The sequence below is a fragment of the Nostoc sp. UHCC 0302 genome (assembly GCF_038096175.1).
Lineage (GTDB): Bacteria > Cyanobacteriota > Cyanobacteriia > Cyanobacteriales > Nostocaceae > UHCC-0302.
This window is the reverse complement of record NZ_CP151099.1, coordinates 1,815,273-1,829,728: the sequence shown is the minus strand read 5'-3', so window position 1 is coordinate 1,829,728 and position 14,456 is coordinate 1,815,273. Positions and strand designations below refer to the sequence as shown.

Genomic DNA, 14,456 nt, shown 5'->3' with positions numbered 1-14,456 from the left:
AAGTCATAACCGCTAGATTCATTGCTGATTACATTCCCACCCGTGGATAAAGTCGTCCACTGATGATGGCTAAGCCAATTAATGTCAATAAAAGAATTACAACATCCCAACCAATGCCATAGACGCTAGAGCCATTGAGTAGCATTGCACTGCGTAAGCCGTCAACCTGATATGTTAAAGGATTCAAGTGGGAAATAAATTTTAACCAGTCGGGCATCATTGAAATTGGATAAATGGCATTGCTGGCAAAAAATAACGGCATAGTTAACATTTGCCCAATTCCTGTCATCCGTTCGCGGGTTTTTGCCAAACAGCCAACAATTAACGAAAAAATACAAAAACAACCCGCCCCTAGCATTACCAGTAGTAGCACTTGCAAAAAAGCTAAAGGATGGAGATTGAGTTTGACGCCTAAGAAAAAGGCCAATACATAAATGACTGCTACCTGTGATAAGCAACGTACTCCACAAGCTAAAGCTTTGCCTAAAACCATTGCGATGCGGGGTGTAGGACTTGCCAGAAATTTCTGTACAATCCCTAAATCCCGCTCCCAAATTAGTGTCATTCCACCAGTAAAAATAGCTACATTCAACACGCTTTGAGCAAGAATGCCCGCAGCCATAAAGTCTAAATAAGGTAAACTGCCTGTCGGAATCTCTCGAATGCGAGAGAATACTTGCCCAAATATCAGCAACCATAATGACGGTTGCACGGCTCTAACTACTAAATCAGTGGGATCGTGGCGTAGTTTACGTACTTCTAATTCGGCGATCGCAAAAGTTTTAGTAACTAGCTCTCTAGTTGCAGAGATAAAATTTCTTTTGCGAGTTGGTGGTGCTTTAACCCAACCGTTGAGCAGCACGTCTGATTCTGGCTGTATCACGATAGTTCACTCCTGATGTTAACTGGTCACCTGTATAGTGAATAAACACATCATCTAAGGTGGCGTTGGGTTTATTCAAAGAGGCTTTTAATTCGCTTGGTGTGCCTGTGGTCACAACTTCACCTTGTTGCATAATCACCACTCGGTTACATATGCTGTCCGCTTCTTCTAAAAAGTGGGTTGTTAAAAATATAGTTGTGCCGTAATCAGTACAGAGTTGTTGTACAAGTTGCCAGACTTGAGTACGGGCAATTGGATCTAAACCGACAGTTGGCTCATCAAGAAACAAAATTTCGGGTTGATGCAGAATTGATATAGCAATTTCTAGTTTGCGGATCATCCCACCAGAGTAAGTTCGCACCAAGCGCTGTGCAGCATTCTGTAAACCCATGAACTCCAGAATCTCACGGATGCGGCGATCGCGATGCTTAGAAGAAATTTCATACAGCTTGGCAAAGATTAACAGATTTTCATAACCTGTCAGCGTACCATCAGCCGAAAGAGCTTGAGGTACATAGCCAATAACCCGTCTGACAGCGTTAGATTGACGAGCTACATCATAGCCAGCTAGGATTGCTTTCCCAGCACTCAGAGGTAGCAAAGTCGTCAACATCTTAATAACTGTACTTTTGCCTGCCCCATTCGGCCCTAGCAAGCCAAATATTTCACCCTGTTCTACAGATATGTTCAAGTTATTAACAGCGGTTACTTTGCCAAAGTTGCGCGTCAGCCCCTGGGTTTCCAGAATGGTTGGTCTTGGCTCTCTGGCAGGTGGTTCTGACCAATCTGCTTTTTCTCTCAGTATTGTCACAAGTTTAACGCCATCCTTTACTTAGACAAGCTAAATATTAGCTTCTCAATATATTGAGAGGAAGTCAAGAGATTGGCAGGGGAGAATGGGGGAAAAGGAGGACAAGGGAGATAATAAATACTGACTCTTGACCAATGACCAATGACCAATGACCAATGACCAATGACAAATGACAAATTCTGATCATCCCCTTGATATGGTCAATTTAAACCTTGAGCAGATTGCGCAATCGCCTTGGCTTGAGTACATAGTTAAACTAATTAGAAAAGCGCAGTTCAATGAATCAAAGCCTAAGTGTTGCTCCTACTGTGGAGGAACCCACTCATGAAAATCCTGCTGTGACTAAGCAACAGGAGTTTGTCAAGCAATTAACTGTTTTGTTTTTGGAAATGCTTTTGGCATTACCTTTGGGTTTACTCTTAGCAAAATTTCGCAGTGGCGGAATTGCCTGGATATTCGGTGGAATTGTTGCTGGGACAGTGGTTCTTCAAGGATGTCGGATTTTTTATCAATATTCCCCTAAACCTAACCGCACTGCCAGAAAAGTAGGTATGGCACTTGTAGGATTGAATGTTGGCGCTTCTAATGGCTATAGCGATATAGCCACTGTTGCTTCTAATGTCCCAATTTTTATATTTCTGACCTTATTTCTATTGCTGTGTGGCAGCTGCATTGGCTACATTTACTCCCGTGTGAGCAAAACTAACCTATTGACAGCAATGTTGGCTACAGTTCCTGGAGGTGTAGGAGTGATGGCAGCGATCGCAGCGGATTACGATAGAAATGTTAGTCTTGTAGCTTTAGTTCAAGCAATTCGCGTTACTAGTGTAGTTTTTCTGATTCCTCTAATTGCCAAGACATCAGTTGGTAATTATTGGAATTCGCCAACACTTCCCGTCAAAAATGCTTTACTTAATTTTGATCCATCTCAATTAGGACTACTTTTATTAGTATTGCTAATCACTGGATTAGTAGTTTATTTCGCTATTTTATTTAAAATTCCTGCGGGCGATTTTTTTGGTGCATTGTTGATTGGTATAGGGTTTAATCCTTTGCTACATTTGTTGCCTTTTACAGGTGATATTCATTTTAATCCGCCCCAACTAATCAATTTATTAGGTCAAATGCTTTTGGGAATTACCATTGGTGAGTATTGGGGAGATAAAGCCACTTTTGGGAAAAAAACTATAGTTTACGCCTTGATGTCTGTAGCAATGACCCTTGCAGCCGGAGCGATCGCTGCTATACTTGCGATGCAATTAACTAGTTGGGACTGGTTGACTTGTCTGTTAGTCACAGCACCAGGAGGATCAGCAGAAATGATTTTGGTTTCTTTAGCATTGCATCATAATGTTGAAGTTGTCACCACTGGTCATTTAGTGCGACTGATTGCAATTAATAGTTCTCTACCACTTTGGATATTTTTGTTTCGTCGTCTTGATAGTGAAGTTTCAAAAGTAGAGACGCGTCATGGCGCGTCTCTACAAGTCAAGAGTTAGTTATTTCTCCCCCAGTCCCTAGAAAATGGAAAGAACAGCAATCCCAAGAGTCAAAATTTGCTGTATCAGCAGCATACAAGAAGCATGGACTGCTATCCGTTGTGGTGCGTCTGCCCTTGGTTTGGTTTCTCATATGCCGAGTGGCCCAGGTGTAATCTCTGAGGAACTAATTACAAAAATTGTTGCTTCTGTGCCACCACCAATTGCTACCTTTTTACTTACTTCTAGCCAAGATGCTCAAGAGATTATTCAGCAGTTGAGGCGTTGCCGAACAAATACGGTGCAAATATGCGATCGTTTAGAATTGGGAAGCTACCAAGATATTAGAGATGCTCTCCCAGGAATTTCCATTGTCCAAGTAATTCACGTGACTACAGAAGCATCTTTAGAGGAAGCAATTAGCGTTACTCCCTACGTAGATGCAATTTTACTAGACTCTGGCAATCAATCACTGGTAGTAAAAGAATTGGGAGGCACAGGACGTTTACATGACTGGAAGTTAAGCGCCAAAATCCGCGAACAGGTAGATGTACCAATTTTCTTAGCTGGAGGTTTGAAACCTGAGAATGTTGCGATCGCAGTCAAGCAAGTAGCTCCTTTTGGGCTTGATTTATGTAGTGCGGTTCGTAGCAACGGCGAATTAGATGAAAATAAACTCAAGCTGTTTTTCCAGCAATTGAAATATTGTACGCAAGAGTTTTCACCAGGATTTAATTAAAAAAGAATTCAGAAGTCAGAATTCAGGAGTTAGAATCAACGAGCCTAGGAGATTTAAACCCACCACCTATAAGCACCACCAAATTTTGAATTTGGTGCGGGACTTACACCCATTTATTCATCCGCCTTGCGGATTCGGCAGTTCCTTTTAAAAGCCAGATAAAGAGCCAATTTTACTTCTGACTTCTGACTCCTGAATTCTGCTGTATCTGAGTGCTATATCATGCAGAAAGTATTCTTTTTATTATGCAAATTCTCAGGATGCTTTAGATGGTTGCCCAAATTCAAGAACTTGAAGCGCAGCACTGGGTTAAAACTCGCTCTTCTCTCGACCCTACTGAATCCACCTTCCTAATTTGGAAAGGTAAAATCTACGCATTTATTCCTGGTGAGAAGCGACACCTCCTGTTTAAAATTCTGGGATTGAGCGTGAGTAGGTGTATTCCGACTACAGATGGTAGCTGGGATTTTACTTCTAGGGAACTAACTTACTACCTTAACCCACAGACAGATGAGATTTTACGTAAATGGGAGAATCCTTGGACAGGCGAGACAGTACCAGTAATTCACGTAGCGAATGATCCGGTGCAGGGTATCTTTCAAGGAAAATTTCCCGCGCAAGTAGAGGGTGATAGCACAACCTTCGTTTTTGACATATTTCCTTTTTACCCCAATCCTTTGGCAGACGATCCCAAATTTGCTGAGTACAGCCCAAATCAGACTTATCAAGCAGCAGAATTGTTTAAATTAACTGTGCCAACAGCAGATTTATTCAATCCAGCACTCACCTCAGTTTCTCAACTAAAGCTGAGTTGGGATCGGATTGGCCAGTGGGTTCCGTGGATGAAAATGGGCGATCGCCCCGGTCAACTAATCTACAGCGCTGTTGGTAGCAAAGTCAGTGGTTTAACTGAACTGCCCCAACTGTTACAAGACGAAATTAATACCCGGATTCCTCTGTATAAGAATGCTCCGAAAGTATTTCGAGACGGGGAAGATATGACTTCATGGTTGTACTTTCAAAAGCACTTCCAGGCTTATTTGGCTGGCGAAATATTTCCGCTTCCCGCAGCAGAAGAGCTGTAATTCGTATTCGTAATTCGTAATTCGTAATTCCTAATTAAGAAAGCAAGTCTAGTAGTGGCGCGACACAGCTAAAATGGTGTAATAGCTAAAGGCTCATAGTTGGGCTTTAGCCCTAAAAAACATAAATCCTAATGCACAAACTTAGCTGTGCCACGCCACTAAATTTCCAATTTCCGCATATTTTTGCTTACGGGGTCAAAACCTCTAGAAAATCGGGTGCTTTCATCGTAGTAAGCGCCAGTCAGATTTGCTCCATACAATTTAGCATTGTTGAGTTTTGCTCCCCGGAGGTTCGCTTCATTCAGTTTGACACCGCTCAAATTAGCTCTGGTCAAATTCGCTTTAGCTAGGTTAGCTCTACTCAAATCCGCTCCCCAAAGTTTTGCTTTAGCTAGATTAGCTTCACTCAAGTTAGCTCCCCATAAATTGATTCCAGGCAAATAAGCTGCAATTAGTCTAGCCCTACTTAAGGTGACGCCTGGAAAATATCTTTCTCCTGCGGCGTAACGTCGCTTTATTTCGTAAATGTCCATGCTTCGTCAACTTTCTTCAGTAACAAAGAAGTTATTTGTTTCCACTCTTGGTTTAGGTTGCCGGCAAATTCTGGCTGACCACTGCGTCGATACCAGTAACGCGCATTGCTCAAATCGCCTTCTTTACGGTGTAAATAGGCATGAACCCAAGCACTGTCAGCATCACTGGCATTTTGGACTATTTCATGCGCTTTGCGCCAATCGCCTTTTCTATCACACCATAGTGCTTGCAGGGCTGTTGGCAGTGTTTCAGGACATGAGGGCTGTTTTTCAATCAATTGCTGAAATTCTTCAGTAATCACGATCACCACCCAAAAAGTATCAAACCTCTATCTCCAAGATACTCTTTAGCTGGTCTCTAGGCGTTCGGGTTTTCTAGGAAAAATTTAGAGTCGCACATCAGTGCTAGCCTACTAGATTTTCTCTCTGCTGCCTACTGATTACTTATAGCAGTTTGCAATTATAGTGAAGTACAAAACCTAAGCTTCAAAGCCAGACATAAAAACTGTTTGACTCTTGCCTCGCCTCGGCTGCGCTCGGCGACCACCTGCCCACTGTCCACTGCCTCCTGCTGTATTACCTCGGATTTTGCATGGCTGGAATAATTTCAAACTGGAAAGAACCTATCATACGGTCATCAATATAAACTTCCATTTTATGCTTACCAATTGGATCACCGGGAGCGATCGTCCAAAAATTCTCGATTACACCATCTGAAGCTGATTGTGTGCGTCTAGTTACTACCGTAGTGCCGTCTCTTGATATTGAAAAGTCTTCACCATTATCTGTACCCCATGTTTGCGGAGGTTTTGGCAAACGCAAGATTTCCCACCATTTCACCTCACCCTGATAGTCTTTAAGTTTCATCCGCCAACCGTAGGCGATTCCCTCCTCAAGTGGCACTCTAGTTGTAGGAATAAAAGTAGCTTTACCTCTAGAGTCAACTCTCCTCATTCCAAATTCAACTTTGCTGACACCAATCTGCGTCTGATTCGTTGGCTGAGAAAATGGCATAAGCTTCTGCGCCAAAACAGAACTAGCATTGATTGGCTCAGAAGCTATCACCCCAGATATCAGCCAAGAAAAAGCTAGTACAACTCTAGCGGCCCAAATTCTCGTTAGCATAATTTTCCGGTCAGATATTTGGTACTTATTCAAGTGTTCTGACCTATTCTCCGGGTTGAGGTTACTCAAAACTGATTTTTAAAGTAAATCTTAAAAGTAAATTGCTTTTAGTTAAAGATTCCAAAAATATCAAGTTAGCTGCTAGATTTTAAACACTAAGTAGACAAAGTAAAAATAAGTTTCTCGGATCAAAAACTCTATCTGACTGCGAAAACTGCGATAGCGAGTGGTAGGTGTGGGAGACGAATGTGCATCCATTCCTAAACCTTGTGCCATCAATACGGCTCGCTTCATATGCAATGGATCACTGACAATCAGAAACTTGGTTAATTGATGAGCAGATGATACTTCCAGAGCATTTTTGAGGTTCTGGTGAGTTGTGCGAGATTGAGTTTCGGTGAGAATATCGGCAGCTTTTACCTGTTGTGCGATCGCATAATTTCTCCCAACTATAGCTTCGGCTGGTTCATTACTATCGCCTACTCCGCCAGTAAAAATGATCGTCTTAACAACTCCATTTTTATACAGGTTAATCGCGTGGTTAATTCGCTCTCTGAAAACAGGAGATGGTTCTTCTCCCCAAGCTGCCGCTCCTAAAACAATTGCGGCATCTGCCTTGATATTATTACTAATGCTGCCATATAAATAAATACTTGAGGCTGTAGATGCGATCGCCAGCAACAAAGCAGATATCAAAGCCAACATCACCAAAACTAAACATTTTTGGAGAATTCTGTAATTGGGCATGGCTCAATATAAATCTGCAAAAATAATCAGACGCAACGCTTTTAGTAAAGTTTCAGAATGTGATATTAAATAGGGCTAGGTAGTCGGGTTTGAGAAAGAAGTTACTATTCGATGAAGATTGTATGAAGGTCAATAGATGTATCTTGCTTATTTCAAGCATTTATGTAAACTTATCAAAGTCATGAAAAGATAATGTACTAAACGTACTTAGTGGAAGCCTTGCATAAACTTGTAAGGCTTTTTGTTTGCTACAAGGAACACACTCGTTCTGTAAAGTTTTTAGGAGCCTGGAAAAGCCGTGAAAAACGCAATTAAACTAGGTGTTGCCATTACAGTTTCTGCGATCGCTTGGGTTGGTGTAGCAGTGAGAGCTGATGCTGCTAAAGTAAATATTGTGAACAATAATGCTAGTAGTATCGAAGATTTGCAGATTGGGAACAAACTATACAATGTGAACTTTGTTCAAGATTCAGCGATAAATTTGTTTGACCCCACTAAATCTACTAGTACACCATTGTTTGAAGATACGGACGCCTTAACAGCGGTGAATGCAATTACTAATGTGTTGAATAGCCTAACCCCAGTAGCTACTCTTGCTGGGGGAAATAGTACTTTGTTCGTACCTATCGGCCCATATGATTCCGGTTTAATTACAGAGTTTAGCTCAAGTTATGACTCAGGTCAGTGGGATTTAGATGAGCGAACAGCATTTGGTTATCCACAGCCAATTGGGTCAGAAATTAGTTTAAATTATGCCACCTTCACCTTTACAAAAAGTATACCTACTGCGGTTCCAGAACCTAGCGATATCTTGGGTAGCATAGCAGCAGTTGGGCTATTAATCGCTATGAAAAGAAAAATGGCATCTTCTGAAAGTAATAGAATCTAGTAAAATTACTAATTTTTGTCAAGAAGCTAAAAATATCGGTTCTTTAGTCAAAGATAATTCTATTTTGGAGAAGTCATTCAATTTTATATCTATTTGAAAAAAGAATGTGACGAATAGACCATTTGTAGAGACGCGATGAATCGCGTCTTCACCCAGGGATGTGTTGCAATCATTAATTAAATTGGTATTAGATTTTGCGGAAATTTGTAGAGGCTTCTGCGGTGAACTAGCATGGTCTTCTCCCTTTGGGAGAGGCTTCCTCTATTAATTCATGTAAAGTAAAGCCGTTCTTATTCTTTATACTTGCCTTTAGATTTACTAGATAAATAGCTGTTGATATTAACGCATAAATATTATCTACAAATGAGTTTATATTAATTAAAATATATAAAACGAAAAATTATGATAAAAAAATTCTATGTAGCAAGTGCAATATTAACTGCCAAAGATTCTCAAATTGTAGCAATATTTGATTCTAATCATCAGAAAACACAGATTATTGTCAACAAATCTTGGTTGACTATTCTAGAAATTTTCATCCATGAACAATCTTTAGAAGTTGCGTATCAGCGCTTCCAAGAAATTAATTGTTCACTTATTTCAAAATACTTACTAAATCAATGTATCCAAGCCCGTAATAACTCAAATAATTTCTTGGTTTTGTTAGGTAATAAAACATTAAAGATTTCTCAAAAAGAGTTACTTAATTTGAGGAGTGCAGACCAAAAGAATGATTTCAGTGCGATTAGTCTAGAAACTCACCAGGTGCTTATCTGCCTATTTCACCAAGAATATTTAATAGCAGACGAATCAAAAATTTATAGTTTTGATGATTTTAGCGAAACAGTAGAATATTTGGCAACATTGGGTCTGCTTTCCCCAGCGGTAAGTACTTTAGATTGGGGTGATTTGAAACGGCAATTTCCTTTATGCCATAAGTTTGGCTTTACTAGAGGAACCCCTATTGATAGATACTATTTAGATCAATTTGTTAACGAGATTCGGCATCAAGTTGTCGGCTCTGTATTGGAAATAGGTGGCACACTACTAAATAAAGAAATTTATCAGTTTTTTCATGCAACTGAATATCAAACCCTCGACGTAGTATCCAGACCAGGAGTTACTTTAGTTGGTGATATTCATAATTCAACAATAATTATACCAGAGTCTCTAGATACAATATTGCTCTTTAACGTGTTGGAACATTGTCATAATCCTTGGGTGGTTGTACAAAATATTTATAATTGGCTGCGAGTAGGTGGTAAGTGTTTTTGTATGGTTCCAAGCGCCCAAAGATTACATAATGCTCCAAAAGATTATTGGCGACCATTACCAGATGGAATGAAAGAGTTATTTCAAGATTTTTCTGAACATAATTTGCATATTTATGGTAATCCTCTAACAGTTTTAGCAAGTTTTATGGGAGTTGCAGTACAAGAATTATCAACTCAAGATTTAGATGATTTTCATCCAGATTATCCAGTGGCAACTTGTATAGCTGCACTGAAGTAAGAGCATTTGGAAAATGTTTGTCACACATGGATTTAGAGTTAATTTATTAAGTAAATCTAAATTAGTAATGTGGGATAGCTAAAATTGTGCATTATTTTGAGAGATAATCACTTAGCTAATTGGCTGTTAATGATGACCTAAGACCATATTCTGCTAAATCTAGCAGCGTGACTTCCAGTTTTTGAACATCAGTGATCACAACCCTCAAGTTGTATCACTAAGAGTTTGTTTGGAATATCATAGGGGTATCAGAGCGTAATATTTTGTTGTCATTGTGATCGCTGTTAAGCGTAATTAATTAAGCAGACTTAATAACCCTGTTTTGTCACTCTCAAAAAACAATAATCAAAGCAAGGTTCTGCAACTTTGATTGAGTCAAGCTTTGAGCTTCTATTTCCTAATAGTAATTAAAGTTTGTAGCCAAATCCTGAAAATTAAGGCTAATAAAGCCTTTGGGCTATTGGGTTCTACCAAAGTGACAAAACAGGGATAATTAGGCGATCGCATCGCAACTCACCTTAAGCTCTCTAAGGTATAATTTAAAACAGCACGCTCAAGCGAGTAGTATCTTGTCTGACCTTTTTTGTAGTTCTTCACCAAACCCGCTTCCGTCAAAACTTTCAAGTGATGACAAGAAAGTGAAAGGCTAATATCCAAGCGTTGAGCAATTTCTGAACAACTTATTTCGTCAGCACCAAGCAATAAATCTACTAGGCGCAGGCGTGTTGCGTCTGAAAGAGCCGTAAAGACTTTAGCGCGGTTTTCATAGTTCATTTTCTCAATCATCCCTATATCCTAACAGCATCTAACCCCCTACTAAAATACTCAAACCATCATTTGACCATTTTTTGTAAATTCTGCTATGCTAACTACAGTAGTCAAATACTTAAACAAGTATTTAACTTTGACTATTGATCATCTGGAGCTAGAGATAGCTGACGAGATCCAAATTATAAAATTTATTGAAGACGGAATATGTTATTCGCAGTCAATCGCTATTTTGCGTCTTGCTGTAACAAGATTGGGCGAATTGACTACTCAAATGTATTGCAACTTCGCTGATGCCTTTAGATGTAATTATCATTGCGGAGTGTTTGCCTGATATTGAGCTTCACGGGATCTTACCGTTTGAACTTCAGAAAAAGGATGTAACCAATGAGTATAAACAGTCGTTCTCTTCTTGAACTGCCACACGTTGAGGCAGAACTTACCTACCTCACTCCAATGGCAGAAAAGCCTTTCAACTACACCTACGAACCGCCACCAGGAATCCCCCGATCTAACGGCAAGTACGAGACACACAAGCTGCCAATCCATGATGCACGGGCGATCGCCCAAAACATATCCTTAGATCAACAAGGCTTCGGGTTTACTGAACATCATAGCAATGTCAACAATTTCTATAATGAGGATGAGATCCGCCGCATCTATTATCTTGAAGCTGAAGAACTCTTAAAAGAGGTGACAGGTGCAACTCAAGTGGTGGTGTTCGACCATACTTTGCGTAATGCTCAACGCTTACAGCAAGGTGAAACCGGAATCAGGGAGCCAGTGAAGCGGGTACATAATGACTTTACAGCCAAATCTGGCTATACTCGCGCACGTGTGGAGTTAGCAGCGCGAGGCATAGATAACATTGATGAACTGCTGCAACAACGGTTTGCTGTGATTAATATTTGGCGACCGATCGCACCAGTTCAGGAATCACCATTGGCGCTGTGCGACGCTCAGAGTATCGCACCAACAGACCTTGTAGCTGGGGATTTGGTGTATCGCGATCGCGTTGGTGAAACCTACGCTATCACGTATAATAAAACACACGAATGGTTTTACTTCCCAGAAATGCAACCAGACGAGGCAGTATTTATTAAGTGCTTTGACTCCGCCGAAGATGGAAGGGCGAGGTTTGCTGCTCATACTGGGTTCGACGACCCAACAAGCCCAGCAGATGCCCTACCGCGTCAGAGCATTGAGTTACGGACGCTGGTTTTTTATCCTGCATAGATAAAATACTGTTAAATACAGCGGCTACGGTCTATTTCTTCTAAGATACAAGGGTGTGTTTTCGACGAGAGTATAGCACCATTCGAGATTTTTGGTGCGTTATTGACTTTAGTCCATAACGCACTCTTGTATCATTCTTCTTCAATGGCTCTTAGCATCAACAATTTCTATCAAATCTAGTGTACAAACCGCCATACTTAAACCAATATTGCCTCAACTGATTACAAGGCGTAAGTAAACTAGCTTTGACACGATAAAGAAAAACCTGACGATGGTCGCCCATCCAAATTTTGTCAATCGGTTCAACAGAAATTAATGTTCCTCCCAAAGCAGCCATACACTCGGTAAATCTCTCAACGCAGGAATAATCTATAGTTTCAAATATAAAAAAGTTGCCTGAACAGATTAAATGACGGCTTCGTATCCAACATTGGAGCTTTTTGTGTGCTTGTGGTGGCAACATTGTTTTGCTCAAATCATTTTATCTGAATGCAGTTGTGCTTAGCAAATTATTTGATGAAGTTGTACCTGAAAAATAATTTTTGTCTTTAATTGCATACAATAAATTTATAATTCTTTTGCTTTTTTTAAAGGTTGGCGGAAGTGCGATCGCACTTCCTAAATTTTCAGTTAATATCCGCCAAAATTTGGCAGTAAGCCAAATGCAGGTAACAAATAAAATGAGACAATTAGCGCTACTAAAGAAGCTAATATCAATAACACAACATCCCTGTCCGAACTGTGTAGGAAAGTTTGTAAATTGAAAGGTTCCGCTTTTTTATAAGCGGTACTGGGAAGTGGCAAATTATCACGATAGTCTATGCCATAACGAGCCATTCTAGCAAAAGGTAATTCGCCTTGAGAACGCCCTTGTAAAATCCGTCGCCGTTGATAAGGAACTGTGTTATAACCAAAGTTATTGATGTACTCTTCACTATTTAGTAAAGCATCGATAAAACCTTGTAGCCCTTCAGTAGCTAGCACAATTGACCAAGCTAGTTTTTCACGTTCGTTGTAAACTTCACGACCTAAGAAGCGTTGTACACATATCTGAACAAAGCGATAGTTATTGTTACTTTCGTAATTGAGTCGTCGGAATGTATCAGATATTGCTAACCCTCGAATAAAATCCCTAACTGTTATTTGACCGTTTCTAAGTTGGGATTCCAAAAAGGGTTTTTGCGTACTAGATAATATCTGTTGTTCGTGGAAGATTTGGCGATAGGATGCCAGAATTAAAACATCCATTTCCGCTGGTGATGGCAGGTTTTCGGCTGTGTAAATTCTGGGTTGTTCATCGCCAAGAATTTCATATCCAGATACACGATGATTTTGAGATGAAGGAGAATAGTTTAATAAAGGAATAGGCATATTAAAGTTATAGATTGAATAATGGAGTTGGGGACAACGGAAATTACTAACTCTTTCTTTCTGCCTCTTTAATTTCAAGTAATCCAGCGATAGAAAGATTCAACGGCAAAATTTTTAAATGAGGAGGGTAATAATGTTCTCTTCTCTGTAATTCGGCATTTTGTAATAAGTTACACCCCTAATGAAGTAGCTAAAAAGCTATTCATTCATGAGATTTTTCACCGTTATCGAACTAATTAACAGGTGTGATACTGGCAATTACACCGCCTTGTTGGTGAATTCGCTGGTACTCTTGCGAGAGCTTATCAAACGGTACGAGATAGACTTGATTGCTGCGCCGAAATTTAGAAATCTGGTTGACTGTATTTGCTCGATAACCTGTGACTTCAATTCGGTATACTTTACCTTCATCACTGGCTACCACACCATGACTAGTTCTAGAGCCAAGAGGTGGATTGCGGAATGTTGCACCATCGCTGGCTGGTGAAATTACAGGGGTTGGAGTATTTTGAATTACCAAGCTGTTTAAGCGAGGTCGTATCCCTGCCAAGTTGCCTTTTAGACTGCTACTAGAAGCACCTCGTACTAATTGGAATGTATGAGTAAACTGCACAATATTTTGGCAGGCTTCTGTTTTGTAGCCTCGAATATAAGGCACAATATTTTCCCCAAACGTATTTTGATACTCGTCACTATCGAGATAACTATCTATTTCAGCCTCAAAACCTTTCTCATCTAAGATTGTGCTATGTAGCCGCATTTCTTTGAGGTCGATGGGAGCGCGACCCAGGAGATGCCTACAGTTCAACTCAATAGCTCGATAACGAGCGCAACTACTAAAAAACCGGGAACGGTACAAATCAGACTTCGCTACCCAACGCACAAACTCGCGAACGCTGATTTCACCACGCTGAAACTGTGACTCAGGAACTGTGAGCCGCTCACTTTCCATCACATAAGCATTTCCTAAAACCTGTTTGTAAACAGCTCTGATGGTAGCTTCAAGTTCTTCTACTGAATCACCAGACACTCTCTCTGTTGGGTAGCTATCTTCAAACAGGCTGACACCTAAACGTGAACTTGGGCCAAAAGCCATTTTCTGCAAATCTCCTGACGAAAGATAGAATTCTCTTGAATTGGGGGTTGGGGAAGGTGGGGCCCCCTCTGGGGATAAGGGGTAATGGGGATTAGGGATTAGGCAATAATTAAATTTCCTATTTACCCATTCAAGATTTCAATCCAAAATTGTTATGAGGAGGTTATTGAAAACGCACCTAAG

The 14,456-nt window shown here is 40.3% G+C and carries 16 protein-coding genes; 6 read left to right on the top strand and 10 right to left on the bottom strand.

Features of this window, described 5'->3' with window-relative positions; translation table 11 throughout:
- Positions 1-28: 28 nt before the first annotated feature.
- Both WKK05_RS07595 and WKK05_RS07590 read right to left on the bottom strand, forming a co-directional pair.
- Entirely contained in the window at positions 29-883 is an 855-nt protein-coding gene (locus tag WKK05_RS07595; protein ID WP_341529147.1) for an ABC transporter permease, read from the bottom strand.
- On the bottom strand, positions 840-1,688 hold the full coding sequence (locus WKK05_RS07590; protein ID WP_341531042.1) for an ATP-binding cassette domain-containing protein: 849 nt from the start codon (positions 1,686-1,688) through the stop codon (positions 840-842). The genes WKK05_RS07595 and WKK05_RS07590 overlap by 44 nt, the downstream gene beginning before the upstream one ends.
- 284 nt (positions 1,689-1,972) lie before the next feature.
- On the opposite strand from WKK05_RS07590, the gene WKK05_RS07585 reads away from it, so the two are divergent.
- From WKK05_RS07585 to WKK05_RS07575, 3 genes are all read left to right on the top strand, one after another.
- Complete coding sequence (locus WKK05_RS07585) at positions 1,973-3,193, top strand: AbrB family transcriptional regulator (RefSeq protein WP_341529146.1); 1,221 nt, start codon at positions 1,973-1,975, stop codon at positions 3,191-3,193.
- 25 nt (positions 3,194-3,218) lie between these two features.
- Entirely contained in the window at positions 3,219-3,911 is a 693-nt protein-coding gene (locus tag WKK05_RS07580; protein ID WP_341529145.1) for a phosphoribosylanthranilate isomerase, read from the top strand.
- Between the two features lie 269 nt (positions 3,912-4,180).
- Entirely contained in the window at positions 4,181-4,996 is an 816-nt protein-coding gene (locus WKK05_RS07575) for a DUF1838 domain-containing protein (protein ID WP_341529144.1), read from the top strand.
- A gap of 158 nt (positions 4,997-5,154) precedes the next feature.
- Here WKK05_RS07575 and WKK05_RS07570 read toward each other — a convergent pair whose 3' ends face one another.
- The 4 genes from WKK05_RS07570 to WKK05_RS07555 all read right to left on the bottom strand — a co-directional run bounded on the left by WKK05_RS07570 (position 5,155) and on the right by WKK05_RS07555 (position 7,401).
- Positions 5,155-5,529: a pentapeptide repeat-containing protein gene (locus tag WKK05_RS07570; protein WP_341529143.1), complete on the bottom strand. Its 375-nt coding sequence runs from the start codon at positions 5,527-5,529 to the stop codon at positions 5,155-5,157.
- Positions 5,511-5,831: a hypothetical protein gene (locus WKK05_RS07565; RefSeq protein WP_341529142.1), complete on the bottom strand. Its 321-nt coding sequence runs from the start codon at positions 5,829-5,831 to the stop codon at positions 5,511-5,513. Before WKK05_RS07565 ends, WKK05_RS07570 begins: the two co-directional genes overlap by 19 nt.
- Positions 5,832-6,105: 274 nt before the next feature.
- The gene (locus WKK05_RS07560; RefSeq protein WP_341529141.1) at positions 6,106-6,654 is read right to left on the bottom strand and encodes a hypothetical protein; all 549 of its coding nucleotides are present in this window, start codon (positions 6,652-6,654) and stop codon (positions 6,106-6,108) included.
- A gap of 141 nt (positions 6,655-6,795) precedes the next feature.
- Positions 6,796-7,401 carry a YdcF family protein gene (locus WKK05_RS07555; RefSeq protein WP_341529140.1) on the bottom strand — a complete coding sequence of 202 codons (606 nt, stop codon included), beginning with the start codon at positions 7,399-7,401 and terminating at the stop codon, positions 6,796-6,798.
- 298 nt (positions 7,402-7,699) lie between these two features.
- Here WKK05_RS07555 and WKK05_RS07550 point away from each other — a divergent pair, with 298 nt between their 5' ends.
- Positions 7,700-8,290 (top strand): PEP-CTERM sorting domain-containing protein, encoded by a 591-nt coding sequence (locus WKK05_RS07550; protein ID WP_341529139.1) that lies wholly within the window; start codon positions 7,700-7,702, stop codon positions 8,288-8,290.
- Between the two features lie 402 nt (positions 8,291-8,692).
- The gene (locus tag WKK05_RS07545; protein ID WP_341529138.1) at positions 8,693-9,802 is read left to right on the top strand and encodes a methyltransferase domain-containing protein; all 1,110 of its coding nucleotides are present in this window, start codon (positions 8,693-8,695) and stop codon (positions 9,800-9,802) included.
- Positions 9,803-10,315: 513 nt separating this feature from the next.
- Here WKK05_RS07545 and WKK05_RS07540 read toward each other — a convergent pair.
- Complete coding sequence (locus tag WKK05_RS07540) at positions 10,316-10,588, bottom strand: metalloregulator ArsR/SmtB family transcription factor (RefSeq protein WP_341529137.1); 273 nt, start codon at positions 10,586-10,588, stop codon at positions 10,316-10,318.
- A 369-nt stretch (positions 10,589-10,957) separates the two neighbouring features.
- On the opposite strand from WKK05_RS07540, the gene WKK05_RS07535 reads away from it, so the two are divergent.
- On the top strand, positions 10,958-11,806 hold the full coding sequence (locus WKK05_RS07535; RefSeq protein ID WP_341529136.1) for a CmcJ/NvfI family oxidoreductase: 849 nt from the start codon (positions 10,958-10,960) through the stop codon (positions 11,804-11,806).
- A 157-nt stretch (positions 11,807-11,963) separates the two neighbouring features.
- Here the strand turns inward: WKK05_RS07535 and WKK05_RS07530 are convergent, their stop codons facing one another.
- The 3 genes from WKK05_RS07530 to WKK05_RS07520 form a co-directional block, all read right to left on the bottom strand.
- Positions 11,964-12,269 carry a CpeR family transcriptional regulator gene (locus WKK05_RS07530; RefSeq protein ID WP_341529135.1) on the bottom strand — a complete coding sequence of 102 codons (306 nt, stop codon included), beginning with the start codon at positions 12,267-12,269 and terminating at the stop codon, positions 11,964-11,966.
- A gap of 167 nt (positions 12,270-12,436) precedes the next feature.
- Positions 12,437-13,177 carry a phycobilisome rod-core linker polypeptide gene (locus WKK05_RS07525; RefSeq protein WP_341529134.1) on the bottom strand — a complete coding sequence of 247 codons (741 nt, stop codon included), beginning with the start codon at positions 13,175-13,177 and terminating at the stop codon, positions 12,437-12,439.
- Positions 13,178-13,409: 232 nt separating this feature from the next.
- Positions 13,410-14,273, bottom strand: a complete 864-nt coding sequence (locus WKK05_RS07520) for a phycobilisome linker polypeptide (protein WP_341529133.1) — start codon at positions 14,271-14,273, stop codon at positions 13,410-13,412.
- Between the last annotated feature and the right edge of the window lie 183 nt (positions 14,274-14,456).